A 24,937-nucleotide genomic window follows, 5' to 3' on the forward strand; every position below is an offset into this window, starting at 1 on the left:
ATACGCCCACCGGAACGACCCGGCCAACCGCCCCGGGGGCGTCCCCGCCCCGCCACAGCCACAACTCGAGGCCTGCCCCGGAACGGCCCGCTGCGATCGAGGAGCGGGTGCCAGCGACAGCGAAAGCCGGATACGATCGAGCCGATGACCTTCGCCGCCGTCCTCCTCATCGTCTTCCTGCTCGCCGCTCTGTCGAGCTTCGTCTTCGAGCTGCTGCCGGTGGACGTCACCGCCCTCTGCCTGCTGGCGGCGCTCTTGCTGTCCGGCTTGGTGCCCCTCGACCGCGCGATGCTGGGCTTCTCGAATCCCGGCGTGTTGACCATCGGCGGTCTCTTCGTGATCAGCCACGCGCTGATGCGCACCGGCCTCATCGAGCTCGTCGGCGAGCGCCTGAGCAGCCGCTTCAAGCACCAGCGATGGGTCGGCATCGGAGTGCTGCTGGTGGTGGTGGCGGTGATGTCCGGTTTCCTCAACAACACCGCGGTGGTGGCCATGACCATTCCGCTGGCGGTGGATCTCAGCCGGCGCCTCCAGCTCAGCCCGAGCAAGGTGCTGATGCCGCTGTCCTTCGCCGCCATCCTGGGCGGCACCCTCACCCTCATCGGCACCTCGACCAATCTGCTGGTCAGCACCCTGATCGAGGAGTCCGGCGAGCAGCCCCTCGGGATGTTCGAGTTCACACCCCTGGGTGGCCTCTTCCTGGTCGCGGGCCTCACCTACGTGCTGCTTTTGGCGCCACGCTTCCTGCCGGAGCGAGCCCGCATCGAGTCCCTGACCTCGGACTTCGAGATGGCCGACTACCTCACCGAGCTGCAGGTGGTCGAGGACTCGAAGGTGATCGGCCAGACGGTCCAGGAGCTGCGCCTCAGCGAGCGCTTCGACGTCACCCTGCTGGCCGTCATCCGCGACCAGCAGCGATTCTCCGAGAACCTGCGCAACCTGCGCTTCGAGGCCGGCGACCTGCTGCTGGTGCGGGCCGCCACCTCCTCCCTGTTGCGCTTGCGCAAGGAGACCGGGGTCGCCTTGCTGAGCGACTTCAAGATGTCCGACGAAGAACTCCTCGCCGACCGCCAGGTGGTGGTCGAAGCGCTGGTGGCGCGCAACAGCAGCCTGATCGGACGCACCCTCCAGGAGTCCGACTTCCGCCGCAGCTACGGCGCCTTCGTGCTCGCCATCCGGCGCGACGCCGCCACCCTGCGCAAACGCCTGGCGCGCATCCGCCTGCGCTTTGCCGACACCCTGCTGATCATTACTCCCAAGGAGCGCCTCGACGAGCTGCGCCGCAACGACAACCTGATCGTGGTCTCGGAGCTCAACGTCCAGCTCCGCCGGGAGCGCCTGTGGTGGCTGCCGCTGGTGCTCATCCCGATGGTCATCCTGCTCGCCGCGGTCAATGTTCTCGATCTGTTGACGGGGGTTCTCGCCGCGGTCGCGCTGCTCCTCGCCATCGGCGTGATCAGCCCGCAGGAGAGCTACCGGGCCGTCGACTGGAAGGTGGTGGTCTTCATCGCCGCCTTCATCCCGGTCGGCGACGCCATGCTGAGCACCGGCCTTTCAGATCTCCTGGCCAGCGCCATGCTGCTGCCGGGCAGCCTGTTCCCGGCCTGGCTCGCCCCCTGGGTGGCGGTGTCCTTCCTCTACCTGCTGACCTCCTTGATGACCGAGACGGTGACCAACAGCGCCTCCGCCATCGTGCTCACTCCCGTAGCCCTGAGCATGGCGGCGGAGCTCGCCATCGACCCTCGGGGCCTGATCTTCGCCATCTGCTTCGCCGCCTCCGCCTCTTTCATGACCCCCACCGGCTACCAGACCAACATGATGGTCTACGGCGCCGGCAACTACCGCTTCGCCGACTACACCCGCTTCGGCGCGCCCTTGAACCTACTCTTCTGGGTCGCGGCGACCTTCCTGATTCCGCTGATCTTTCCGTTCCATCCCTAGAAGCCGTCCCAAGCGGGCTGATCATGCCCCGCGAGGCGAAGGGATGCGATGTTCGACAGCTCCGCCCGCGGCTCAGCCGCCGCGCCTTTGCAGGCTGGCTTCGAGGGACGCCGTGCGGGCCGACGGAGCCAATGGCACGGCCGGCGCCTCGAGCCTGCGGGCGCGCCACTGGGCCGGCACGGCGCCGCTCTCGAAGGTGCCCTCGAAGCTGCCGTCGCCGAGCACGCCGGAGAGCTCGACCTTGCCGACCGGGCGGCCGAACCAGGCGTCGAGCTCGACCCGCGCCGGACTGCCGAAGATCAGCCGCCCGGAGACCCGTGTCGCCGGTAGCTGCCAGTCCATGGTGGCGTTGCGCAGCTCCAGGCGGGCTCGACCCGAGAGGCGCTTGCCGCGCTGATCGAGATCGAGGATGACCTCCACCCGCAGGTCCTGCTCCGGCAGGAAGACGTTCTCGAGCTCCGCCAGCCACTCCCCCGCCACCGAGCCGACGTGCCTCGGGACCGGTAGCAAGGCCTCCGCCAGAAGCCGCCGCGGCGTCGCGTCGAGGGCCTCGAGATCGCTGTCCTCGGGACGCCCCGAGCCGCCGGCGGCGAGGTTCGCCTCGACCAGGCCGTTGAGGGCGACGGCGTAGGGCGGCAGCACCAGATCGTCGGGGGTCAGCTTGCGGCCACGGCTGAAGACTTCCAGGAAGTCGTTCCACACCCCGGCGATCCAGTGGCAGAGCATCTCGGCGCTGATATCGCTGCGTTCCGGACTCATCAGGCGCACCAGCTCTCCGGCGCCCCAGCGAGCGAGCTCGAGGGGGGCTTCGAAGGACTCGGCGCTCGCCACCAGGGCCAGGCTGTCGCGGCGCGAGCGGACGGCGATCTCCAGCTCCGGATCTTCCGCCGCCAGCTGGAAGACGACGTCCCAACGCTCGAGAATGCGCTCGATGGTCGCCGGCGCCTCACCCGCCGCCGGCGCCGCGCCCGGGATCCACAACGCCGTGCCGAGAGGGTGATCCAGTCGCCAGGCGCCGCGGGAAGGATCGAACTCGGCCGTGAAGGTGAAGGCGAGAGGGGCCTCCTGACGCGGCTGCACCGGCACCAGGCTCGGCGCCGGCGCCTCCCACTCGCCAATCACCACCTCCACCGGCACCCGCACCTCGAGGGAGCGGGTCACCACCGGCACCCGCACCTCGATGCGCTCCGGCGTGCTGCTGGCGGCGGCGACGATGCGGTCCCCGAAGCGCACTCGCACCTCTTCCACTTGCTCCGAGAAGCCGCTCCCGGTGAGGGTCAGCAGCTCGCCGACGGTGGCCCGCAGTGGGCGAACGGCGCGAATGCGCGGTCGCACCGAGTAGCGGGTCATGCGCTGATAGATCTCGCCGCCGTTGCGCCGCACCACCAGCGGCACGTCGTGGATGCCGCTGGTGGCTCGGCCGAGCTCCGGCACCCGCAAGGTCAGGCGACCGCGTCGCTGGTCGAGAACCTCCGTCGCCTTGCCGGCCAAGGTCACGGTGAGGGCATCGCTGGGATAGATATCCGGACTCTGCAGGATGAGATCGCCCTCCGCCTCGGCGATCGGCGGCGACACCTGGACCGAGCGCCAGGCGGTCGAGGTCGGGCGCAGCCAGGTGAGCAGGCCCCAGGTGGCGAGGACGAAGGCGACCATCGCGACCAGGCCTCCGAGGGCGGCTCGGCGACGATCGAAGCGCCGCACCATCGGCCGCGCCGCGACGGCCGCCGGTGGCATGACGGCCCGCGCCGGCTCGGCAGCGCCATCGTTCGCTCCCGCCGGCGCGCTGATCGGCGATGGATCGGACGACTCCGCCGCCGGCAAACCGAGCTCCGTGAGCAGCCGAGCGGCCGGATCCTCGAGCTCGATCCACCAGGGCTTGGCGACATCCGCCTGACCGAGCAGCACCCGTTCGCGATCGCCCAGGCGGGTGACACCGGCGATCCGGCGGCCGCCGACGAAGGTGCCGCCGGAAGTGCCGATGTCCTCGATGAAGACCTCGCCGCCGGCGACGAACAGGCGCGCATGGTGCAGCCCGACGGAAGGGTGAGGCACCACCAGATCGGCACTTTCACCGCGACCAACGATCCACTCGTGACGATCCCCGGCGAGCTCGAGGCGAGCCACCTCCTCGTCGTTCTGGATCATGCGCAGGACCGGATTCGGAATGTCGTTCATGACGGCAGCTCCTTCGAAACGGGGCTCACAGTAGGAAGACGGCGAGAAGGAAGACGAGGGCGGCGAAGATGGTGGCGACGGCGAGGCCCTGGAGCAGGAGAGGTACCGGCAGCCGCACCGTCGGAGGCCCCGGGGCACCGGTCGAGGCATCGAAGCGCACCGGCAGGGGCCAGGCGTCATCCGGCGGCTCGTCCTGTGGACGACCGCGCGCCGCCCACAGGGTCCACGGCTCGAGGCCGGCGGCCCGCGCTCCGGGTCGTTGACAGCGATCGTCGGACGAGAAGGCGGCGAGCTCCGGTGTCGGAGCCGGCGCAGCCTCTTCGACCACCTCGCCCTCGAGGACCTCTTCGAGGCGCAGCTCGAGGGGGCCCAGACGCAGGACCCAATCCCCGGCCGTCACCTCCGGGTAGATGAGGTAGGACCGGTGAGCCACCAACCGCTCGTGGTTCAGCCAGGTGCCCTCCGGCGAGCCCAGATCGGTGACTTCGAAACCGGCGTCGAGGTGGCGAATCATCAGATGCCGGGGGGCCACTCGCGGATGGCGCAAGATCACCTCGTTGCCGGCGCCGCGGCCGACGTAGAGGGTGCGTCGCCGGCATCCGTGGCTCGCTTCCCGGCCGTTGGGGTAGCGCACGTGAACGTAGCAAAGCCGCTGGTCGTCGGCATCCGGTCCGCCGAGCCAGCGCTCGATCTCGCGCCCCCCGGGATCGGCATCAGGCTTCAAGGCGAGCCTCCTCGGCGGCCAGCAACGAGCCCTCCGGCAAGGTCACCCGGCCCACCGGCTGGATCTGGAGGCTGGGCGGCAGCTCCTGGAAGGACAGCACCGCGACGTGGGGGTACTGGAACTCGAGCAGGCGCTTGATGAAGTAGCGCACCTCCATGTGGGTCAAGGCCACCACCTGGCCGCTACCGCCGCCGTTGCCGCTCCCCCCGCGGCTCTTGCCGAAGGCCTCGCCGAAGGCGTCGAGCAGAGCCCGGCTGACCTCCGGCTCGAGGGAAAGGGAGCTGCCCGAGGAAGACTGCTGAACGCCGTCGCGCACCGCCTGCTCGATGCGCGGATCGAGCAGATAGACGGACATCATGCTGCGTCCGGCGGCATAGCGGTGGGCGATGTACTGCTTGAGATTCATGCGCACGTACTCGGTGAGGTACACCGGGTCGCTCTCGAAGCTCGCCCACTCCGCCAGGGCCTCGAGGATGGCGCGCATGTTGCGGATCGAGATGTTCTCCCGCAGCAGGCGCCGCAGCACGTCCGTCAGGCGCTGCACCGACACCAGGTTGGGCACCACGCTCTGGGCGAGGGCGCCGTAGCCCTGACCCTCGAGCAGATCGAGCATGTTCTGCACCTCTTGGATGCCGATCAGCTCGTCGACGTGCTTGCGCAGCACCTGGGCCAGGTGGAGGGCCATGTACTCGTCCGGCTGAATGCGCACGCCGACGCCGGCAGGAATGCGCTCGGCATCGGCCAGGCTGACCCACAGCCCCTTGCCCTGGCCCGCTGGATGGGGGCCGTGGACACCGTCGATGCCGAGCATCGCCACCTGGTCGAGCTGGCCCGAGACGAACACCTTGTCGGGATGCACCACGCCGTTGGCCACCGGCACCTCGTTGACGTAGACGCCGTAGCCGTTCTCGGTCAGATTGTCGGCATCGCCGCGCACCCGGACGCCTGGGAAGATGACCCCGAGATCGGAGAACAGCCACTCCCGCATCTGCGGAATGAGCTCCGAGATGAAGCGCGCCCCGTCGGCCTCGATGTCGACCAGCGGAGTGATCTGGGTGCTGGTCTCGAGAATCACCGGCACCGCCATCGGCAAGCGCTTCTCGGCGGCTTCCGAGTCCTGCTCCTTCGAGCCCATGACCTCCGCCCGGCGGGCCTCGATGTCCTTCTTGTCGCGGGTGCGAGAGATCCCCCAGGCGAGGCCAGCGGCCGCCAGCGAGAGCACCAGGAATGGCAGCACCGGCAGCCCCGGAACCAGGGCGAGAACGAAGAGCAAGCCGCTCGAGATGGCGATCGCCCGCGGCTGGGCCAGAATCTGGACGCCGATCTCGCGGCCGAGGGAGGACTCCTCGCCCGGCGCCGACGCCACCCGGGTGGTGATGATGCCGGCGGCAGTGGCGATCAGCAGCGACGGGATCTGCGACACCAAGCCATCGCCGACGGTCAGCAAGGTGAAGCGCTTGGCGGCCTCGGCGAAGGTCATGTCGCGGGCCAAGATGCCGATGCCGAGGCCGGCGGCGATATTGATCAAGGAGATCAGAATGCCGGCGATCGCGTCGCCCTTGACGAACTTCATGGCTCCGTCCATGGCGCCGTAGAACTGCGACTCGCGGCCGAGCAGCTCGCGCCGGCGGCGCGCCTCCTCGATATCGATGATGCCGGCTCGCAGGTCGGCGTCGATCGACATCTGCTTGCCCGGCAGGGCGTCCAGGGTGAAGCGCGCCGAGACCTCGGAGACCCGTTCGGCGCCCTTGGCGATGACCACGAACTGGATGATGGTGATGATCAGGAAGACCACGAACCCGACCACGTAGTCGCCGCGCACCACGAAGGTGCCGAAGGCACCGATGACCTCGCCGGCGTAGCCCTGCAGCAGAATCAGCCGCGTCGACGAGACATTGAGGGCGAGGCGGAAGAGGGTCGCCACCAGCAGGATGCTGGGGAAAGAGGCCAGCGCCATGGCATTGGGGATGTAGAGGGAGATCATCAACATCACCACCGCCAGGGTGATGTTGGCGGCGAGGAAGAGATCGAGCACCGGCGCCGGCATCGGCACCACCAGAATGCCGACGATGGCGATCACCAACAGGGCCAGGAAGATGTCGCTGTAGCGGGTCAGGACCTGATTGAGGTTGCCCTCGAGCAGGTAGCCGCGCAGGCTGCGGGGATCCAGCGGGGGCAGTTTGATCGACAGGCTCATGGCTCGCCTCCTGGGGTCTCTGCGACTCGCTTTTTCAGGCCGTCGACCGACGCAGGCGGTAGACGAACATCAGGACCTCGGCGACGGCGGCGTAGAGGTCCCGCGGCACCAGGTCGCCCTCCTCGGTCTCGAACAGGGCGCGGGCCAAAGGCACATCGCGAACCACCGGCGTGCCGTGCCGGCGGGCGAAGTCCTTGATCCGCTGCGCCACCCGATCGCGCCCCTTGACCGTCACCAGCGGCGCCGGCACCCGCTCCTTGTCATAGAGCAGGGCGACCGCAAGGTGGGTCGGGTTGACCACCACGGCGTCCGCCGCCTGGATCGCCCGCGACAGGTCTTGCTGGGTCATCTCCGCCTGCAGCACCCGCCGCTGGTTCTTGATCAGGGGATCGCCCTCGGTGTCCTTGTGCTCGCGCTTGACCTCGTGCTTGCCCATCCGCTGGTCGCGCTGGAACTGCCAGCGCTGAAACAGCAGATCGACCGCCCCGAGGCAGAAGAACACCACCCCGACGCCGATCAGGAAGCCCTGCGCCACGCTTCCCACCACCTGGAAGATCTCCGGCGGCCCGGCGAGGCCGAGGCGCAGGATCACAGCCATCGCGCTCCAGATGGCGAGGTAGGCCACCACCACGATGGCGGCCAGCTTGAGCAGCGTCTTGAGAAACTCCATCAGCCCACGGGCCGAGAAGATCTGCTTCAGGCGCTTCATCGGGCTCAGCTTCTTGAGCTCGGGCTTGAGCGGATGGAAGGAGAACAGGCCCTGAGTCTGGGCGAAGCCCGCCACTACCCCCGCCACCAGCACTGCCAGCAGCATCGGCGCCAGCAGCGTCGGCACCGCGCGCAGCGCCTCGACCAAAAAGGCCTGCAACACATCGACCCCGAGGTGATCCTGGGCGGTGACCGCCACCAGGTCCGTCCAGCTACGCCGGAAGAGCTCCAGCAGGCCACCGCCGAGGGCGAAGACGGCCAGGATCCCGACCAGATAGATGACCACGCCATTGGCGTCCCGGCTGAACGAGGCCTGGCCCTTCTTGCGCGCTTCGCGCAGTCGACGCGGCGTCGGTTTCTCGGTCTTCTGCTCGCTGCTCACGGTGCCTCCGCGGGCGTCGCCAAGCGCTCGACCAGCTCGTCCAGGGTGTGCTGCTGCTGGACGAAGCGATCGTTGGCGATGGCGGCGATGAAGTAGATCGACAGACCGATGGCGAGGGCGCCGAGGGCCGACTTCAAGGACAGGCTGACGAAGAAGACATCGAGCTGCGGCGCCATGCGATTGGCGACTCCGAGAACGAGATCGAGCATCATCACCACCGCCAGGGCCGGGGCGATCATCTTGACCCCGATCACCAGCACGTCGGCGGTGGCGTTGATCAGTCCGCCGACGATGTTGCCGAGGGCGGCCTCGGAGAACGGCGGCAGCAGACGGTAGGAATCGAACATCCCGGCGAGGAACCAGCGGTGGCCTCCGACCAGCATGAAGAGCACGATGAGGAGCTGGAAGTAGAAGCCGCCAAGGAGTGACGACTGCACCCGGGTCTGCGGCAGCAGGGTGTTGGCGACGGTGGTGCCGCGCACCGAGTCGATGAAGCGCCCACCGGCCTCGCCGCCCCAGAAGACCAGTCCCGAGACGAAGCCGAGCAGCAGGCCGAGGGCGAGCTCGCGCAGCAAGAGCACCCACCAGGCGAGGTTGTCGAGGTTCAGCGGTGCGGGCGCCTGAGAGCTCATCCAGGGCAGCAGGAAGAGGGCCATCACGATCGCGAACCCCATGCGCACCGGCGCCGGGGCGCTGCGCGAGCCGAGGAATGGAGCCACCGTGAAGACCGGCACCCAGCGCGCCAGGGCGAGGGTGAAGAGGGCGGCGCTGTCGAACAGTCCGTGACGCAGGCCGGCGGCTTCCGCCAGGGGCTGGTAGAAGCTCTCGAGGGGAGTGGCCATGGCGAGCCTCGCGGCCTACCCCACCCAGTGTCCGAAGTTGTCGAAGATCAGGCGAGTGAAGGTGTAGAGCTGGCTGCTCATCCAGGCCCCGGCGAGGAACAGCATGCCGAAGACGGCGACGATCTTGCCCACCACCTGGGTGGTCTGCTCCTGGATCTGGGTCAGCGCCTGGATCACCGCCAGCCCCAGCCCAACCACCAGAGCGAGCAGGATCGGCGGCGCCGAGATCAGCACCGTCAGCAGGATGGCGCGCTGGGCGAGGCTGAGGAACTGGGTCTCCATGGGCACGTCTCCTGGGTGGTCGGGCGGCGAGGGCGCTGGGCGCCGGCGCCTAAACCACCATGTAGGGCTGCAGCAGACCTTTGCTGAGCAACTGCCAGCCATCCACCATGATGAAGAGAAGCAACTTGAAGGGCATCGACACCACCACCGGCGGCAGCATGTGCATACCCATCGCCAGCAGGATGTTCGACACCACCATGTCGATGATCAGGAAGGGGAGAAAGATCAGGAAGCCGATGGCGAAGGCCTCCGCCAGCTCGCTGATCGCGAAGGCCGGCAGCAGCACCATCAGGCCGTCCTCGGCGACCTCGTCGGCGGCCGCCGGATCGCCGGCGCGCTCGGCGGCGAAACGCCGCGCCTGACCGAAGAACACCGCCACGTCGTCCTGATGGGCATGGCGCGCCAAGAAGCGCTGCAGCGGCGGCTTGGCCTTGCCGAGGGCCTCGACGATGGTGCGGGCGCCACCGCCACTGAGGGTCTCGACCCGCTGGCTGGCGGCCATCTCCTGGCGCAACACCTCGTAGACCTCCTGCCCCACCGGCGCCATCACGTACATGCTGAGCACCACCGACAGCCCCATGATCACCGGCGTCGGCGGCACCTGCTGGGTTCCCAAGGCGGTGCGCAGGATCGATAGCACGACCGAGAACTTGAGGAACGAGGTGGTCATCATCAGCAGGAAGGGCAGCAGCGACAACAACCCCAGCATGAGGACCGTGGTGATCGGGTTGGCACCGAGCTGGAAGGGCGCCGAGACGCTCAGCAATGCGCTCACGGCAGGCTCCGCAGGCGGCGGCCATCCCCGGAGGCGGAGTCACCGGTGCCCTCCACGACGGAGTCCTCGGCATCGGGACCGCCTCCTTCCCAGGCATCGAGGCGCGCCACGCCGCCGGGCCCGAAGGCCGCCAGAACCTGCCGGCCCGCGACCTGCAGCAGCGCGACCTTGTGCTGTCGATCGATGGCTCGTACCTCGAGCACTTCGAGGCGGCCACCGCGGCGGCCACCGGCGACCATCAGCCGCGGCAGGAGATAACGGGTGACGATCACCGCCAGTCCCACCACCACGATCAGAGAGCCGAGGAGGCGGAGGCCGAGCACCAGGCCCTCGCTCAAGACGAGACCTCCGCCGGCGGCAGCCACTCGTCGATGCGAATCCCGAGGCGGCCGTCGATCACCAAGGCGCGGCCGCGGCCCAGGCGGCGCGAGCCGTGGCCCTGGCGCAGCAGGATCTCGACCGGCTCGTCGGCCTCGCGACCGGCTTCCAGAACGGTTCCTTCGCCCCAGCCCTGGAGCTCCCGCAGGGGCACCGCGAGGCGGCAAAGCTCGAAGGCCAGAACCACTTCGAGGTCCTGCGGATCGAACGGCTCGTCCACCGGCTCCTCGGCCACCGGGGCTACTTGCGGTTCGGAATTCATCGCCTCTCCTTTCTCCGTCCGGCGCCAGGCGCCGGCGGTTAGATCGAGCTGGCCGTCGGCGCTCCAACGCCCTTCGCGCCAGCGGTCTTGCAGCACCAGACGCACCTTCGGCCCCCAGCCCTCGGCCTCGGTGCCGGCCTCGAATCCCGCATCGGGCAACAAGATGTCGCCCACCTTGAGGGCTCGCAGCTCCCCCAGCGTGAGCTCGAGGGTGGCGCCGAGCACCGACACTGCGAAGCTCAGGTCGCGGGTCCAGTCCATCGGCATCGGCGGCTCCGAGTCGTCGCGCCACAGCAGGCAGACCTCCCAGTCGCCCCCGGCGAAGGCGACGGGCACCCGAGCCGCGAACCAGGCGTCGCCCTCGGGTAGCTCGAGGACTCCGCCGGGCACCACACCCGACACCTCGACCGGCGATTCGAGGGCGGTCGCCAGCCGACGGGCGGTGTCTTCGAGCAGATAGGAGGTCACCGCGAGGTCGACGCCGCGGTCGAGGTCCGGAGCGGCGGGATCCGCGCCGTCATCGGCCAGGCCGTGGTGCCGATGGGCCCAGGCGAGCCAGCCGACGGGCAGCCGGCACCAGCCGCTCCAGCGACCGAGGCGCAGCCGAAACCAGGGATCGCCGTCGGCACCGAGCTGGTCCTGCGGCCGCTCCGCGGTGATCACCTGGCCGCTGACGGTGCCGATCTCCGGAGGCTCCATCGCGACCCGATCGCCCGGCCCTTGGTAGGTCAGGCGGTGCTCGCCGAGCTCGAAGTCCTCGTCCACCGCCAGGGGACGAGTGTCCCCGCCGGTCCTCAGCGCAGCCGCGCCGTCCTCCGCCCAGCGCACTTCGACGGCGAAGGGCTCGCCGTCGTCGGCCAACCGCAGGTGACAGTCGGCCCGGTTTCCGATGCGCAGGGGATCGGCCGCCAGCTCGCAGAGGGTCTCGCCGCCGGCGGCGTCCACCACCCGCCAACGGGATTTCTCCCCGGCCATCTGCCAGGCCTGCGCCAGTGCCGCGGCCAGTGGCTCTCGCCAGCGACTCAGGGCCGCCCCGAGTCGCCGATCGAGGGAGGCCTGCAGGCGTTGCATCGCCAGCTCCAGCGGTTGCGGCCGCGGCAGGAGCTCGCTCCAGGGTTCGGCCCGGGCCACCGCATCCGCCGGCCAGACCAGCGCCGCCGGGCGACGCCGCGGGCGAGCCGCGGCCGGGCGTGGCGCCGCCACCTCCGACCGCGGCTGTGGCGCGAGCTTCACCGAGAGCTCTCCCGAGAGTCGCCTTGACGGCCCTGATCGCCGCCCTGGCCACCGCCGCCACCGCCGGCGTCGCCACCGTGCTGGCCGTCACCCTTCTGCCGCTGCTCACCGGCGACGGGCGCCTCGCCGCTCAGGAGCTCGCCGGCGGGTCGGGTCTCGACGCTCACCACCGCGCTGCTCAGGCCGCGCTGTTCGAGGGCCGCCGACAGCCCTTCGAGGCGCGCCTCGACGGCACGCCTCTGATCGACCGTTTCGGTGATCAGAGCAATTTCGAAGCGCCCTCCACCGTGGCGCACGATGCGCGCACCGCGGATGCCGCTGTCCCCCCCGGCGAGGCGCAGATCGAGCTGCACTCGATCGCCCACCCGCACCAGCCGCGTCGCCGTCACCAGCCGTTCGGCGAGCTCCGCCGTCATCGCCGCCTCGGCCTCGCCGAATGCGATCGCGTCGGAGCCGGCGATCGCCTCCGCCTCGACCGTGCGATAGCCCGGTAGGGACGGTAGAGCGTCCCGCCCGTCGGCCTCCGGCTCCGGAACCGGCAGTCCGGCGCCGGCCGGTGCTTTGGTCTTCGCCGGCGCCGCCGGCTCGCGCTCCAGCGCAGCCAGCAGCGCGGCGAACTCGCCTCCATCGGCGGGCCGCTCCAGCGTCAGTCTCTTGGATCGTGCCTTCTCGGCGGGCGCCGGCAGCGGCGCCTGAGTCCGCGGAACCTGGGGTCCCCGTGTCTTCATCGGCTCTCTCCCGTGTGCAGCACCCAGCCGCTGGTCACAAAGTCCGCCACCGCTTTGTTCTCGCGGCCGGCGAAGGAGCGCAACCGGCGGCGGCGCCAGATCTCGAAGTGCTTCTCGACGGCTCGCACCTCGCGAGCGCGGGCCGCCAGCCGCCGCTGACACTGCGCGAGCTGCTGCTCCTCGTCGGCCAGCTCCCGACGCCGCCCTTCGGCGGCCGACCAGGCTTCATCCACCTGACGCCGCAGACAGGCCAAGCCGGAGCTCGAAGCGGCCAGCCAAAAGGCGTGGCGCGGCCGCCGCGGGCTACTGCCGAAGAGATCTCGCTCGGCCAGACCGAGACTGGACCGGCGGCGCTCCGCCAGCTCCTCGGCGGCCTGCAGCCGACCGCTCGCCGCCGCCACCGCCGCGACCTGGGCGGCGAGGGCGCGACGCGCCTCGTCGCGACGCCCTTCGCGGTGACGACGCAGGGCCTCCAGGGGATACGCCGGCAGCTTCATGCCACCGTCTCCGCCAGGCCCGTCAGGGCGCCATCGAGATCGCTCGGCTCATCCGGCCGCTGGCGCAGGAAGGCATCGATGCGCGCGCGGCGGGCGAGGTACTCGTCGACCTCCGGCTCACTGCCCTCTTGGTAGGCGCCGATGTGGATGAGATCGGCATGCTTGTCATAGGCCGCCAGCAACCCCCGCAGGCGCAGCGCTCGCTCCTCCTGGTCGATGACGGCGAGGCGCGAGAACAGCCGGCTGGTGCTCTTCAGCAGGTCGATCGCCGGGTAGTGGCCGCGTGCCGCCAGCGACGAGGTCAGAACGATGTGGCCGTCGAGAATCGAGCGCACTTCCTCGGCGATCGGATCGTTGAGCTCGTCATCCTCCACCAAGACCGTGTAGAGGGCGGTGACGGAGCCCCGCTCGGCGTTGCCGGTGCGTTCGAGCAGGCGGGGCAGCACGGCGAAGACGGACGGCGGGAAACCGTTGCGAGCCGGCGGCTCGCCGGCGGCCAGACCGGCCTCCCGCTGCGCCCGCGCGAAGCGCGTGACGGAGTCCATCAGGAACAGCACCCGGCGTCCCTGGTCGCGAAAGCTCTCGGCGATGGCGGTGGCCACGTAGGCCGCCTTCAGCCGGATCAGGGACGGTTGGTCGGAGGTCGCCACCACCACCACCGAGCGCGCCAGGCCGTCTTCGCCGAGGGACTCGCGCAGGAAGTCGAGCACCTCGCGACCGCGCTCCCCGACCAGGGCGATGACGTTGATGTCGGCCGCCGTGTTGCGGGCCATCATGGCGAGCAGCGTCGACTTGCCGTGGCCGGCGCCGGCGAAGATGCCGACCCGCTGGCCTTCCCCGAGGGTCAGGCAGGCGTCCACCGCCCGCACTCCGACGCTCAGCGGTCGCTCGATGGCGCGCCGTCGCATCGGCTCCGGAGGCGCACCGTCGACCGCTCGGCCGAGGCCCGCGAGGTCGCGCAAGGGACCGAGATCATCCATCGGCCGGCCGAGGCCGTCGAGCACCCGGCCGAGGAGGCCATCCCCCACCGGCACCCGCAGCGTGCGGCCGTCCGGCGAGACCCGGCTGTCGGGGCCGATGCCCTCCATTTCACCGAGGGCCATCAGATGGACCTCGGAGCCACGAAAGCCGACCACCTCGGCGCTCACCGGCTGAGCTACCCGCGGGGTATGGATGGTGCACAGCTCGCCGAGGCGTACCCCCGGGACGCGCGCCCGGATGAGCAGGCCGGTGACGTCCGTCACCCGCCCGCGGATGTCACATGGCGACAGGCCCGCCAGGCGCTGCTGCCAGGCCCCCAGGTCGACCACCGGCGCCGCCTCCTTCACGCCTCGTCCTCCGGCTGCAGCAGCACCCGGCGGATCGCCGTTGCCTGGGTCTCGAGGGAGGCGTCGATCTGCCCGAACTCGGTTTCGAGGACACAGCCGCCGCGGCTCAAGCCGTCGTCGACGGCGACGCTCAGGACCTCCCAGCGCGGGTGCCGCTCGAGCAGCCGTTGACGCAGCCCGCGGGCGACCTCCGCGTCATCCGGATGAACCGTCATCACCAGCCGGCCAAAGCTGCGATGGGGCAACAGCTCGAGGGTCTCGACGAAGGCCGCCTCGACCAGTGAGGGGTCGATCTCGAGGCTCTGCCGCAGCAGCTTGGCGGCGATTGCCAGGGCCATCTCCACGACCTGCGGTCGGGCCCTTTCGAGCACCTCCCGACGGGCCTCCGACAAACGCCCATAACGCTCCTGCCAGCGCGCCAGGCAGGCCGCGGTGACGCCTTCGACGGCCGCTTCACTGCGCAAGCGGGCCTCCTCTTCGGCAGCCGCCAGAATCGCCACCGCCCGGGTCTCGGCCCGCGCCACGATCTCCTCGGCGCGCCGTTCCGCCGCGAAGATCTCGCCGGCGATGACCCTCGGGGCCGCCGTCGGCGACGCCGTCTCCGCCGGCACGTACTCGGCCTTGATCCAGCGACTCACGACGGACCTCCCGGCAGCTCGCCGATCAGGCCCTGGGCCCGCAAGCGCCCGATCTCCATCGTCAGGGAGCGCTGCCACTGCCGGCCATCGGCCACCACCAGAGTTTGATTGGGCTGCGCCAAGCGCTCTCGGAGACGTCGCCCGAAGACCTGCGGCAGGCGCAGCGCCAGGCGCTGGCCAGCGGCCGCCTCACCGCCCGCCGAAGCTTGCGCGGCGAGGTCTTCGAGGGCGAGCACGAGCGGCACCTCGCGGCCTTCGCGGCCGGCCTCCAGCTCGCGCCGCAACAGGTCGCCCCAGGCTTCCGCTTCGCCTTCGCCAGCGGAGGACTCCCGTCGGGAGGCGTCGCCCATCGTCCCGGGCGAGGCCTTGCCGCCGTCGGCGGCGCGCTGCCGCAGCAGGACGCGCAGGGCCACCGGCAGGGAAAAGACCGCCGCCAGGGCGGCGCGATGACCGAGCCTCGGCAAGCCGGCGGCCAGTCCACGCAGGCCGAAGCGCTCGAGCAGGAGCAGCAGCTCCCCCGCCGGCAGACGATCGAGGTAGCTCCAGGGCCGGGCGGGGTCGATCGCCGCCGGCCAATCCCTCGGATAGGCCAGGGAGCGCTGCAAGCGACGCTGCCACCAAGCCTCGAACCAGGGCGGCGGTGACCCCACCGCCCAGGCTCTCGAGGTGTCGTCGAGGTGCTCCAGCACCGGCCGCCGCAAAGACTCTGGCAATCGATCGAGGGCCCACAGGCGGAGCAGCGGATCGGCCGGCAAGGCATGCGCCAGCCACGAGCTGTCGATGCGCTCCAGGGGCGGGTCGTCGAGGCGGCGGCGCAACGCCTCGAGGGCGCGCCATCGCAGGCCGCCTTCGACCCCTTCGAGAGCGCTCACCCAACCGGCGGACGCCGCGCCCGGGGCCTCCTGCGGCGGCCCTTCGGAGCCGTCCGCCACCGGCCCCAGCCAGTGACCGATGACCTGCGTCAGACCGCGAGCGGTCGCCGCCGACAGGCTCACTCGGCGGCCTCCTCCGGCGTCGCCACCAGACCGGTGCGTTCGACCACCAGCTCGTCGCGCAGCTCACCGATCATGCGACTCTGCCAGAAGACCGCGAACCCGAGTCCGGCGATGATCAAGACCGCCAGCGTAATCAAGCCTTTGAGGGTCGGCAGAGTGCCCTCTTCGACCACCAAGGCCCCCACCTTGACCAGATTACCGTCGCTCAGGGGAAGAGTCCCCGGCGCAGCGATGGAGGCCGGTTTCTGCACCACCGCCACCAGCTCCGGGGTCATCTCCTCCACCGAGTTGGCGACGATCTTCTGGATCTCGACGTTCTGGATCGGCGCCAATCCCTGGGAGGTCGGTTGATACTCGACCACCACCGACGCCTTGGCCTGGCCGGCCGGTCGGCCGGCGAGATCGACCTTCGGCCGCACCAGATGCACGCGGGCGTCGATCACGCCGTCGATGGATTCGAGGGTGTGGGCGATCTCGCCCTGCAGCGCTTCGAGGTAGAGGGCCTGCTCTTCCATCGGCGTCATCACCAGCTTGCTCTTGCCGAAGACGTCCTGGAAACGCCGGTCCTGTACCCGCGGCAGCTTGTACTCGGCGAGCAGGGAGAAGGCGCGTCCGGCGGAGCCGCGGGAGGTGATCACCCGCCAGCGGTTGCCCTCGGCATCGTCGAGCTCCTTGTGGGCCTCGATGCCGTGATGCTGCAGCACCGCCAGAATGCGGGTCGCCTCGTCCTCCGGGATGTCGTGCAGGAGCTCGGCGCTGCAGGCGCCCAGGGCGAGCGCCAGGAAGACGATCGCGAGCCGGCCCAGGGTTGCTCTCCGCATGGCCCTAGATCTGCTGCTGGAAGAGCTGTTTGGCGCCATTGACGACCTCCGAAACGCCCTTCGTGGTGGTTTCGATCTGGAGGGTGATCTTGTGGATCTCGAGCTGCATGCGGAGCAGCTCCTGGGGGCTGTAGGGACGCGCCGACTCGAGCTCACCGAGGAGCTTCTCGAGCTGCACGAAGCTCTCCTCGGCGCCATCGAGGAAGGAGGTGGCAGGGGGCGCCGCCTCGCCGGCGTCGACCTCCGGCGGACGCGACACCAGGGAGCGCTCGCCCCCCGGACCACTGAGCAACAGCGGCCCGCGGCCCGCTCCTTCCGCTCCCCGCTCGGCCGCCGACAGGAAGGCTTCGAAGGTCGGTCCCGGCGGCACCGACCAGGAGCGTTGGCCGCTGGCGGCGCCGGCGGCACCCTGAGCTTCGGCGATGGCTGCGATCGATTTCACCGTCATGGCAACTCCTCCTGCCGCTCTAGACGCGCTGGAACATGCCCTGCTCGAGGCCCGTCTTGAGGGCCACGGCAAAGCGGTGGGAGACATCCGAACGCCCTTCGGAGATGAGCTCCGAGAGCACTGTCAGGGCTTCGCGCCAACGCCGCTGGGCGACCAGCGCCTCGCCCAGGAAGACGCGCAGGGTGCGATCGCCGGGACGCTTCTGGAGGGCCTTGCGGTAGGCCTGCTCGGCGCGCCGGTAGCGGCCGCGGAAGAACTCGAGCTGGCCACCCAGCCAGTGGGTCGCGGCGGCCTCCGGCGCCAGCCCTTCGAGGGCTCGAAGGAGCTCGTCGGCGCGCTCGACGCGGCCGAGCTCGAGATGGGCTTGGCACAACTCTTCCAGCAGGGTGATCAGCTCGCTGCGCTCGATCTCGGGCATGGCACCAACCTTTCCGCTCGTTGCCTCTTCCCTCGAAGGGCCCCGCAAGGCCCGCGGATCCACCGGACGACGGCTGCCCGAAGGCTTAGCCGCTGCGCATGTTGCGCACCGAGTTCTGGGCGGTTTCGTGGCGCGCCTTGATGATGTTCGAGAAGGTGGTGAAGAAGCGCTGCTCGGCCATGATGCGCATCTGGAGCTGGAGGTAGAAGACCATGTCCTCGACCCCACCGGTGGAAGGGTCGGTCATGTGCTGAGAGAAGTCTTCGCCATCGATTTCGAGCGGAACGTCGACGTTGTTGAGGTTCGAGCCCTCGGTCTGGCGAGGAAACTTGAGGTCGGTGGGGACGGTGGTCATCGACATTGGCATCCTCCTGGCTCAGCGGAGCCCGGCTAAGGATTGGGAGGCCCGCAGGCCGTAGAGCTCATCGAGTGCGTCGACGGTGATCCCGGCGACGGCATTGAGGTCGGCCCCGGCGGCAGGCTTGCGCAGGGCGGCCGAGAGGCGCTTGAGGCGGGCCCGGAAGTCGGCCGGTGGGGCGGCCAGCCAGGGGGTCAGGGTGGGAAAGGCTCGCCGATGGAGCTTGGGAAGGTGGTCTCCAGGGGACCGGCTGGGAAGCATGCTGGCCATCCTTTCGGCAGTTCCGGCGCCAACCTTCGGCGCCTCTTCGGGTTGGCATCGAGGCCCGCGGGTGATCCCGTCGGGAGCCCGCGGGCCTCGCGCCAAGACTTGGCTCGAACCCGATCCCGCTCGGGATCAGGCGTGCCCCTCGTTTTCGAGGCGCACGATGCGGGCTCGGATCTCGTCGAGGGCGCCAGGGCCCTTCTCTTCGATCTCCTTGGCCACGGCCACCACCACCATCGCCAGACTGCGCGCCCGATTGGCGTGCGGATCGCGGCCCTCCGGATCGAGGGTCACCGCCCGCTCGAGGAGCGCAGCCGCACTTTCCAGGTCACCCTTCTCGAGAGCGAGCTCGCCGAGGTTGGTGGCTGCCGCGATGTCGTTGGGGTCGAGATCGAGGGCCCTCCGGAGCGAGACCACCGCCTCCTCCTTGTCGCTCATCTGCATCTGCAGGGCGCCCAAACAGGAATGAAGGTAGGCGTTGTCCGGCTCGAGGCCGGCGAGGGTCTGTAACAGAAGGCGTGCACTATCCGGGCGTCCTTGATCGGCCAGCTCGTGCGCATAGAGCGCCATCGCCAGAATCCGATCGCTGTCCAGGCCAATCGCCTCGTGCGGCGTTTGCCCTTCGAGGAAGCCATCGATCGCCTTCCTGAGCTCCGCGTGGACTGCTTCGATCTCGTGGTGTGCCATGGTTTCAAGCCCCAATCAAGCTAAGCGTTCTGCTTCGGGATGTTCTGAGTGATCGCCTGGATCGTCGCGTGCAGCGCCTTGAGGGTGTTCGAGGCCGCCGTCATCGCGTTCTGTCCACGGTTCATCTCAGCCTGGCCGAGGAAGATCTCCTGCATTCCCTCGGGTGTCGAAGGGTCGGCATCGGCGATGCGCTTCAGACCGCTCTCCCAGGCTTCGACGCCGCGGGAGAACAGCACCACCATCGGGTGGTTGCGCAGATCACCCCAGCCACCGGCGGTGGCCGGACGACCGCCTCCGCTGCCCGACGAGCCGGCGGCACCCTCGGCGGATTCGCCGCCTTCGCCGCCTTGCGAGCCCCCGGCCTCTTCGGATCCGGTGAGATCGCCTTCCTCTTGCATCATCTTGTCCTTGAAGAGCTGCAGCAGAGCGTCCACGAACCCGCCCACGCCCTCGGTGAAGTTCTGGACCATCTGCTCGATCTGCCCAAGAATCTCCTCGAGGCCGTTGATCGGGTTGGTGAGGTTGTCCAGGAGTCCCTGGATGTCCTGGCCCGAAAGCCCCTGCGGCGACGGCAACGAGCCGTAGCCGGCGATGTTGTTCTGGCCGGTGAGCTTGTTCAGAACGCCTTGCCCCACCGTCGCCGTCAGGTTGAAGGCCTGTCCGACGCCGGCTATGCGGGTGAAGGTGTCCAGCACGCCACCGAGGCCACTGGCCTTGAGGAAAGCGCTGCCCAGATTGCTCAGTCCGATGGCATTGAAGAGGGCTCCGCCCCCACCACCGAAGACTGCGCCAATCAAGTTGCCAAACATGCTGTGTTCCTCCTTGGTTTCGGCCTCTTCCGGGAGGATTTCCTCCCTTCCGAAGACCCGGTGTTGGTGACTGCCGCTCGCGCTCGATCGAGCGCCAGGTCAGCCACGGACTGTGACGGGACCGGGGGGTCCGCGGAATCGAATGATCCCCGCGGGGAAAGGCGTCCATATCGACCGGTCGCGAAGCTCCGAGGCGGGCTCCGGGTAGCCTGGGCTCCAAGATCGGAGTCGGTCTGGACGGCCGGCATCGGTCCCCAACGCCGGCACAGGACGAGGGTTTGGCTCGTCGTGTCTGTGATTCGAGTTCTGCATGGCTTCGACCTGACGGGACCCTAACCAAGTCATAGATAAATGTCAATAGATTAATGTTATGGAATAAAGAAAAACCTCTCTCTGCTTCGGCTCCCGGCAATACCTACATATATTGACATTGATGAATTCTATTGATATCAATCAATCATCGTTCTCCAAGGGCTCCGGTGAACCGACCGAATCCTGCCCCGATGCAGGGAAGGAAGAAGCCATGAGCACGATCGGGAACCTCCAGCTCGGAGGTCAGAACATCACCATCAACATCAACAACTTCGGGCTCCCGCCGACGCAGGTCGATGCGGCCACCGGACGCCTCGCCCTCGACCTCCTCGATTCCGTCGCCGGCGGCGGCACCGGCAACCTGTTCTCGGCCCACTCGGCCCTGCCGTCGTCGGCGTTCTTGCCACCACCGGCCGTCGGCCTCGCCGGCGCTCCGGCGGGTCGCGGTCTCCAGGTGGCCGACAACGGTGCCATCACCACCGCCGGGGGCTACCGCCTCGAGGCCGAAGGCCGAGGCGCCTCCCTGAAGATCTTCGATCCGCAGGGTGAGCTGGTGGTCAACATCAAGGGCGACCCTCACCTCTACGCCAAGAACGGCGACCAGATGAAGCTCGAGTTCGACTTCACCCGGGACAGCAATCTCAAGCTCGGCGACGGCACCCTGGTCTATCTCGACACCACTTCCCAAACCGGGCGCTCGCTGCTCGAGAACGTCACCGTCGTCAACGGCAGCGACCGAGCGACCATCCAGGGCATCAACACCTCGTCCCCGGAGACCAGTGGAGTCACCTTCGATGGCTACGAGTGGCGCGCCGACCATCTGGCCGAGCACCAGGCGATGGATACCTTCGTGATGGGTGGCTCGAGCGAGAACGTCGACTTCTGGATGGAGCACGACGGCGTCTCCAAGGGTCGCATCGTCGACTCCCATTTCGATCGCGAGCAGAATGCCTATGTCCAGACCCTCGACAGCGGACAGCGCTACTGGGTCGACGCCGGTCTCAAACCGGCCTGGGGATCACCGGCCTGGGGCAATGAGCTGCGCGGCGAGCTCAACGATTTTCTCGCCGAGCTCGGGCTTCCAGAGACCACCCGCGACCTGTTCTCTTCCTATATCCATCTCGATCACGCCATCGCAGAGCTGACGACACCGGCTGGCGGATCGCCCTTCGGCGGCCTCGGCGAGTGGTTCCCCAGCCTGCCCAGCGCCACCCAAGCGGTGCACAGCCTGGCCCACTTCCTGATCGATCTCGGCACCCTCAACCAGGCCCTCGGCGCCGGCCAAGCCGGCACCGTCCTCAACTGAGGAGGAACGATGAGCCAAGCACGATCGCAACGCCACCGCCAGCGTCGAGCCGACGATCGCCCGGTGGGCTTCGACCCGCGGGCCGGGCGCCAGTTCATCCTCGGCCAGCGCACCCTCGGCGAGCTCGAGGGCATCTCGAAGGGAGAGCAGTACGACATCGCCCGAGTCGGCTATGCCCACCTCGAAGACGGTCAGCTCGGCGAAGCCGAGACCGTCTTCGAAGGGCTCCTCGCCCTCGATCCCTACGACGCCTACTTCCTCACCGCCCTGGGGGTCATCGCCCAGCGTCAGGAACGCCTCGAGCGGGCCGACCGCTGTTTCAGTCGGGCCCTCGAGATCAATCCCTTCTCGACCACCGCACTGGCCAACCGTGGTGAGGTGCGGCTGAAGCAGGGCCGCCTGGTCGAGGCCGCCGATGATCTGGTGCGGGCCCTCGAAGAAGACCGCCAGGGCGAACAGCCGAGCACCGTTCGTGCCCGCGCCTTGGTGGCGACGATGCAGTCAGAGATCCGAAACGCCGTCCGCTGAGGGCGACCCTGAGGTATCGAACGATCGCGGGAGGGGCCGCCCCAGGAAGGGCCGCCCAGGTGGGGCCGCCCAGGTGGGGCCGCCCAGCTGGGACCGCCCAGGTGGCTCCTCCCGTTAGCCATAGAAGGAGTATCCATGACCATCGAACCCACCACCGGCACTTCGGTGATCGACGGCGGAAGTAGCGTCGACACCGGAGGCCTCGACCACGCCTCGACCGTCGGCGGCAGCACGCCCGACAGCTCGGTCGTGACGGACACCTACTCGGCCGCCGACGAGGCGACCCTCTTGGCGAGCCTGCCGACGCCCTCTGCTCCGCCCCAGGAAGCCGGTGGCGTCACCGCCGAGGAAGCCGCCGAGCTGGTGCGGCAGAAGTCCGATCCGGCCGACAAGGCGGCGGTGCTCGACGCCGTCCTGACCGCCTCGCAGGACGAGCCGGCCTGGCGCCAAGACGTGCTGCGTCAGCTCGGCGGCGAGGAGATCGGTCGGGCACTGTCCTCCTACAGTGCCGAGCGCCTGACCGCCGATCCGGTTGGCGGACGCGACGTCCGCCGTGCCATCGACCTGCTGTCGGGAGCTGCCGAGGCCCTGCCGCCGGCGGAGCTCGACCGCCTACTCGGCAGCGCCGGCGCCGACACCATCGCCAACATCCTCGACTACGCCACCGACAACCTCGGCCGCATCGACGCTCCCGGCCTGAGCGATCAGCTCGACGGCGTCGCCCGTGCCTTCGGTGCGCTTGCCGACAGCGGAGCCGGCAGCGGTCAGGTGCAGGCGACCCTCGATCGCCTGATGACCGCCGACCGCCCGGTCACTTCACCCTTCCTGGTCGATCGACCGCGCGCCGAAGTCGCCGGCCGGCTGGTCGCCGCCTCCGGCTCCGAGAGCCTCAAGCAGCAGTTCGTCGAGCAATACCTGCCGGCCTACCGTCCGGGTCAGGAGGGCAGCGCCTCGAGCGCCCGCGCCATCGCCGGAGTGCTCGGCTCGATGGCCGACCCGAGTGCCCTGATCGAGCGCATGGCGTCCTATGAATCGCGCTTGCCGGTCACCATGAGCCACCTGCAGGATTCCCTGGCGCTGGCACCGGCGGAGATGCGCTCCTTCCTCCACGACGCCCTGGCGGTGAGCGATGTGCCCGAGTACATCCTCGGCATCGACGGCGTCGTCCAGGGCAACGAATGGGTCAACTTCCAGTCCCAGCGGGCCGACTTTCTAGAGGCCTTCGCCACCTCGCCGGAGGTGCGGGCCGACTTCCGCGCCATGGCATTTTCGGAAGGTGCCCAACGCCTGGCCGCCGACGGTCCCGAGCACTGGCTCGGCCGCCACGAGGTCGAGGACGCACTGGCACGGGCCTTCTCCTCCGATGTCGACCGCTATCTGCAGCAGCTCGGCGGCGAGCGGCCGCCGGACACCATCATCAGCCGCCTGGCCGGCCTCGGCGAAGCCGATCCGGACGCCGGCTGGGCCGACCCGGCGCGCGATGAACGCGCTCTGTCGCAGTTCTTCGGCGAAGTGCTCCATGGCCGGGGCGAGAGCAACGCCACCGAGGTGCGCCAAGCCCTCGAACGCTTCATCGGCGTCGGCGCCGAGCGCGACGGCTTGGCGGACCACATCGCCGAGGCCTTCTCGCAGGGCCGCGAGTGGGATCGCCTGGCGGTGCGCGACCTCGGCTTCACCCTCGGCGCCACGCTACGCGGTGGTGTCGATGCGATCGATGACCTGAAGGGCATCTACGACTCCGAAAAGGAGATGTTCGCGGTGGTCGGCGACGTCGTCGACTACGCCATCGGCAAGTTCGGCAAGGGCACTCCGGCGGGCACCCTCTACGAGACCATCGACAGCGCCAGCGGCGGCCGCCTCGGGGCCGGCAGCGTCATCGAACAGCTCTACGACTGGATGCGCGGCGACGACCTCAAGGCGCAGCAAGGGACGATCGCCGAGGTCGGCGACGACCTCCTCGCGGGCGCCGCCCGGCCCTTCGCCGAGAACAGCGTCCGCCAGGGCGACGGCGCCGCCCCGAACGAGAACGAGCTGCTCTATATGGCCGATCTCCTCGAGCACGACATGCGACGGGGGTCGGGCGTGGTGTTCTTCGAGTAAAGCAGAAGCAGGCCGGCGAGGAGTGCTGAAGCTTTCCCTGATCGGTCCGCCGGCGGCGGTCCGACGAGGCCGGCGGGCCCTTGGCGAGCCCTTCCCTTCACTCCAAACCTGGGACCGAGAAGGGGCTCCAGGAAGGCAAGAGTAGGAGGGGCGAAGCCAGGCCGACGAGGGCCAGAGCGATGGCGACCGGCGGCGGACTTCGAGCTGACGGCGCAAGGCAATGTCGAAAGCGGGCGAAAAGTCCGGCGCCGGCAGGTCGGCGAAGGCGGCTGCCAGGGCGGCATGGGCGGCGCCTTGCCGCCCACAGCGGTCGCAGCCCTCGAGGTGCTCCTCCCAGGACGCTCTTTCCCGTTCCGTCAATGGAGCGGACGGGTCCATCATGCACTCGAAGTCGTCGCAGGTCGGTTTCACGGCGTTCGCTCCTTCTCGCCCATCAGTTGGTGGAGGCGCTGGCGCCCCCGATGGAGATAGGACTTGGCGGTTCCCTCGGCCACCGCCAGAGTCTGCGCGATCTCCTCCACCGAGTAGTCGAACCAGTAGAACAGACGCAGCGGCGCAGGTTGCCGATGACTTTCTCAGCAACCTGCTAGCAGACTGCTGAAAAGTCCGCTTCGCGACTTTTCCAGCGCTGCTAGCCGTTTTTTCCGAGAGGGGCTACGCGCCCCTGACTACGCGTCCCGCTCCGTCCCAAGAAGCGCGGTTCTTGGGCCTCCTCTCCCGTCGCGGCGGCCTTGCCGCCGCCGAGCCGGGGGCGCCGAGCACTCCCCGGCTCAGTCGCAGGTTGCCGATGACTTTTTCAGC

General features: G+C 69.1%; 25 protein-coding genes and 1 pseudogene. 4 read left to right on the plus strand and 22 right to left on the minus strand.

The annotated features are described in order from the left end of the window. The first annotated feature begins 135 nt into the window (after positions 1-135). Positions 136-1,941 (plus strand): SLC13 family permease, encoded by a 1,806-nt coding sequence (locus AAF604_09925; GenBank protein MEM7049969.1) that lies wholly within the window; start codon positions 136-138, stop codon positions 1,939-1,941. Positions 1,942-2,013: 72 nt separating this feature from the next. Here the strand turns inward: AAF604_09925 and AAF604_09930 are convergent, their stop codons facing one another. The 21 genes from AAF604_09930 to AAF604_10030 form a co-directional block, all read right to left on the minus strand. Further along, positions 2,014-4,116: an FHA domain-containing protein gene (locus AAF604_09930; GenBank protein MEM7049970.1), complete on the minus strand. Its 2,103-nt coding sequence runs from the start codon at positions 4,114-4,116 to the stop codon at positions 2,014-2,016. A gap of 25 nt (positions 4,117-4,141) precedes the next feature. Continuing rightward, a complete protein-coding gene (locus tag AAF604_09935) occupies positions 4,142-4,840 on the minus strand; it encodes an FHA domain-containing protein (protein ID MEM7049971.1) in 699 nt (232 codons plus the stop codon). After that, positions 4,830-7,037, minus strand: a complete 2,208-nt coding sequence (gene sctV / locus AAF604_09940) for a type III secretion system export apparatus subunit SctV (GenBank protein ID MEM7049972.1) — start codon at positions 7,035-7,037, stop codon at positions 4,830-4,832. The genes AAF604_09935 and sctV overlap by 11 nt, the downstream gene beginning before the upstream one ends. A gap of 34 nt (positions 7,038-7,071) precedes the next feature. Further along, a complete protein-coding gene (locus tag AAF604_09945; GenBank protein ID MEM7049973.1) occupies positions 7,072-8,127 on the minus strand; it encodes an EscU/YscU/HrcU family type III secretion system export apparatus switch protein in 1,056 nt (351 codons plus the stop codon). Beyond that, complete coding sequence (locus AAF604_09950; GenBank protein MEM7049974.1) at positions 8,124-8,969, minus strand: flagellar biosynthetic protein FliR; 846 nt, start codon at positions 8,967-8,969, stop codon at positions 8,124-8,126. Before AAF604_09950 ends, AAF604_09945 begins: the two co-directional genes overlap by 4 nt. Positions 8,970-8,984: 15 nt before the next feature. Beyond that, entirely contained in the window at positions 8,985-9,251 is a 267-nt protein-coding gene (gene sctS, locus AAF604_09955; protein ID MEM7049975.1) for a type III secretion system export apparatus subunit SctS, read from the minus strand. A gap of 49 nt (positions 9,252-9,300) precedes the next feature. Then, on the minus strand, positions 9,301-10,026 hold the full coding sequence (sctR, locus tag AAF604_09960) for a type III secretion system export apparatus subunit SctR (GenBank protein MEM7049976.1): 726 nt from the start codon (positions 10,024-10,026) through the stop codon (positions 9,301-9,303). Then, positions 10,023-10,364 carry a flagellar biosynthetic protein FliO gene (locus AAF604_09965; GenBank protein MEM7049977.1) on the minus strand — a complete coding sequence of 114 codons (342 nt, stop codon included), beginning with the start codon at positions 10,362-10,364 and terminating at the stop codon, positions 10,023-10,025. The genes sctR and AAF604_09965 overlap by 4 nt, the downstream gene beginning before the upstream one ends. Next, entirely contained in the window at positions 10,361-11,899 is a 1,539-nt protein-coding gene (locus AAF604_09970; GenBank protein ID MEM7049978.1) for a FliM/FliN family flagellar motor switch protein, read from the minus strand. Before AAF604_09970 ends, AAF604_09965 begins: the two co-directional genes overlap by 4 nt. Then, complete coding sequence (locus AAF604_09975; GenBank protein MEM7049979.1) at positions 11,896-12,627, minus strand: hypothetical protein; 732 nt, start codon at positions 12,625-12,627, stop codon at positions 11,896-11,898. Before AAF604_09975 ends, AAF604_09970 begins: the two co-directional genes overlap by 4 nt. Then, on the minus strand, positions 12,624-13,124 hold the full coding sequence (locus tag AAF604_09980) for a hypothetical protein (GenBank protein MEM7049980.1): 501 nt from the start codon (positions 13,122-13,124) through the stop codon (positions 12,624-12,626). Before AAF604_09980 ends, AAF604_09975 begins: the two co-directional genes overlap by 4 nt. Then, positions 13,121-14,434 (minus strand): FliI/YscN family ATPase, encoded by a 1,314-nt coding sequence (locus AAF604_09985; protein MEM7049981.1) that lies wholly within the window; start codon positions 14,432-14,434, stop codon positions 13,121-13,123. Before AAF604_09985 ends, AAF604_09980 begins: the two co-directional genes overlap by 4 nt. Positions 14,435-14,448: 14 nt before the next feature. Then, positions 14,449-15,090: a FliH/SctL family protein gene (locus AAF604_09990; GenBank protein MEM7049982.1), complete on the minus strand. Its 642-nt coding sequence runs from the start codon at positions 15,088-15,090 to the stop codon at positions 14,449-14,451. After that, positions 15,087-16,085, minus strand: coding sequence for a hypothetical protein (locus AAF604_09995; protein MEM7049983.1), 999 nt, complete (start codon positions 16,083-16,085; stop codon positions 15,087-15,089). Before AAF604_09995 ends, AAF604_09990 begins: the two co-directional genes overlap by 4 nt. Beyond that, the gene (locus tag AAF604_10000; protein MEM7049984.1) at positions 16,082-16,906 is read right to left on the minus strand and encodes a hypothetical protein; all 825 of its coding nucleotides are present in this window, start codon (positions 16,904-16,906) and stop codon (positions 16,082-16,084) included. The genes AAF604_09995 and AAF604_10000 overlap by 4 nt, the downstream gene beginning before the upstream one ends. 4 nt (positions 16,907-16,910) lie before the next feature. Beyond that, a complete protein-coding gene (locus AAF604_10005; GenBank protein MEM7049985.1) occupies positions 16,911-17,354 on the minus strand; it encodes a hypothetical protein in 444 nt (147 codons plus the stop codon). A gap of 19 nt (positions 17,355-17,373) precedes the next feature. After that, positions 17,374-17,772 (minus strand): tetratricopeptide repeat protein, encoded by a 399-nt coding sequence (locus AAF604_10010; protein MEM7049986.1) that lies wholly within the window; start codon positions 17,770-17,772, stop codon positions 17,374-17,376. An 85-nt stretch (positions 17,773-17,857) separates the two neighbouring features. Further along, the gene (locus tag AAF604_10015) at positions 17,858-18,133 is read right to left on the minus strand and encodes a hypothetical protein (protein ID MEM7049987.1); all 276 of its coding nucleotides are present in this window, start codon (positions 18,131-18,133) and stop codon (positions 17,858-17,860) included. 15 nt (positions 18,134-18,148) lie between these two features. Next, on the minus strand, positions 18,149-18,391 hold the full coding sequence (locus AAF604_10020; GenBank protein MEM7049988.1) for a hypothetical protein: 243 nt from the start codon (positions 18,389-18,391) through the stop codon (positions 18,149-18,151). A gap of 135 nt (positions 18,392-18,526) precedes the next feature. After that, complete coding sequence (locus AAF604_10025; GenBank protein ID MEM7049989.1) at positions 18,527-19,081, minus strand: tetratricopeptide repeat protein; 555 nt, start codon at positions 19,079-19,081, stop codon at positions 18,527-18,529. 20 nt (positions 19,082-19,101) lie between these two features. Continuing rightward, on the minus strand, positions 19,102-19,890 hold the full coding sequence (locus AAF604_10030) for a hypothetical protein (GenBank protein MEM7049990.1): 789 nt from the start codon (positions 19,888-19,890) through the stop codon (positions 19,102-19,104). Between the two features lie 523 nt (positions 19,891-20,413). Here AAF604_10030 and AAF604_10035 point away from each other — a divergent pair. The 3 genes from AAF604_10035 to AAF604_10045 all read left to right on the plus strand — a co-directional run bounded on the left by AAF604_10035 (position 20,414) and on the right by AAF604_10045 (position 24,136). Then, complete coding sequence (locus AAF604_10035) at positions 20,414-21,508, plus strand: DUF1521 domain-containing protein (GenBank protein ID MEM7049991.1); 1,095 nt, start codon at positions 20,414-20,416, stop codon at positions 21,506-21,508. Positions 21,509-21,517: 9 nt separating this feature from the next. Next, a complete protein-coding gene (locus AAF604_10040) occupies positions 21,518-22,036 on the plus strand; it encodes a tetratricopeptide repeat protein (GenBank protein MEM7049992.1) in 519 nt (172 codons plus the stop codon). Between the two features lie 135 nt (positions 22,037-22,171). Then, the gene (locus tag AAF604_10045; GenBank protein ID MEM7049993.1) at positions 22,172-24,136 is read left to right on the plus strand and encodes a hypothetical protein; all 1,965 of its coding nucleotides are present in this window, start codon (positions 22,172-22,174) and stop codon (positions 24,134-24,136) included. 407 nt (positions 24,137-24,543) lie between these two features. On the opposite strand, the pseudogene AAF604_10050 reads toward AAF604_10045, so the two are convergent. Continuing rightward, positions 24,544-24,690, minus strand: a pseudogene (locus tag AAF604_10050) (sigma factor-like helix-turn-helix DNA-binding protein). Between the last annotated feature and the right edge of the window lie 247 nt (positions 24,691-24,937).

The sequence above is a fragment of the Acidobacteriota bacterium genome, assembly GCA_039028635.1.
Classification (GTDB): domain Bacteria; phylum Acidobacteriota; class Thermoanaerobaculia; order Multivoradales; family JBCCEF01; genus JBCCEF01.

Excerpts from the sequence above, each read along its gene's own strand:
- AAF604_10025 (MEM7049989.1), bottom strand. The coding sequence starts at position 19,081 with ATGGCACACCACGAGATCGAAGCAGTCCACGCGGAGCTCAGGAAGGCG.
- AAF604_10015 (MEM7049987.1), bottom strand. The coding sequence starts at position 18,133 with ATGTCGATGACCACCGTCCCCACCGACCTCAAGTTTCCTCGCCAGACC.
- AAF604_10030 (MEM7049990.1), bottom strand. The coding sequence starts at position 19,890 with ATGTTTGGCAACTTGATTGGCGCAGTCTTCGGTGGTGGGGGCGGAGCC.
- AAF604_10010 (MEM7049986.1), bottom strand. The coding sequence starts at position 17,772 with ATGCCCGAGATCGAGCGCAGCGAGCTGATCACCCTGCTGGAAGAGTTG.
- AAF604_09950 (MEM7049974.1), bottom strand. The coding sequence starts at position 8,969 with ATGGCCACTCCCCTCGAGAGCTTCTACCAGCCCCTGGCGGAAGCCGCC.
- AAF604_10035 (MEM7049991.1), top strand. The coding sequence starts at position 20,414 with ATGAGCACGATCGGGAACCTCCAGCTCGGAGGTCAGAACATCACCATC.
- AAF604_09980 (MEM7049980.1), bottom strand. The coding sequence starts at position 13,124 with ATGAAGCTGCCGGCGTATCCCCTGGAGGCCCTGCGTCGTCACCGCGAA.
- AAF604_10045 (MEM7049993.1), top strand. The coding sequence starts at position 22,172 with ATGACCATCGAACCCACCACCGGCACTTCGGTGATCGACGGCGGAAGT.
- AAF604_10040 (MEM7049992.1), top strand. The coding sequence starts at position 21,518 with ATGAGCCAAGCACGATCGCAACGCCACCGCCAGCGTCGAGCCGACGAT.
- sctV (MEM7049972.1), bottom strand. The coding sequence starts at position 7,037 with ATGAGCCTGTCGATCAAACTGCCCCCGCTGGATCCCCGCAGCCTGCGC.
- AAF604_10020 (MEM7049988.1), bottom strand. The coding sequence starts at position 18,391 with ATGCTTCCCAGCCGGTCCCCTGGAGACCACCTTCCCAAGCTCCATCGG.
- AAF604_10000 (MEM7049984.1), bottom strand. The coding sequence starts at position 16,906 with ATGCGGAGAGCAACCCTGGGCCGGCTCGCGATCGTCTTCCTGGCGCTC.
- AAF604_09975 (MEM7049979.1), bottom strand. The coding sequence starts at position 12,627 with ATGAAGACACGGGGACCCCAGGTTCCGCGGACTCAGGCGCCGCTGCCG.
- AAF604_10005 (MEM7049985.1), bottom strand. The coding sequence starts at position 17,354 with ATGACGGTGAAATCGATCGCAGCCATCGCCGAAGCTCAGGGTGCCGCC.
- AAF604_09930 (MEM7049970.1), bottom strand. The coding sequence starts at position 4,116 with ATGAACGACATTCCGAATCCGGTCCTGCGCATGATCCAGAACGACGAG.
- sctS (MEM7049975.1), bottom strand. The coding sequence starts at position 9,251 with ATGGAGACCCAGTTCCTCAGCCTCGCCCAGCGCGCCATCCTGCTGACG.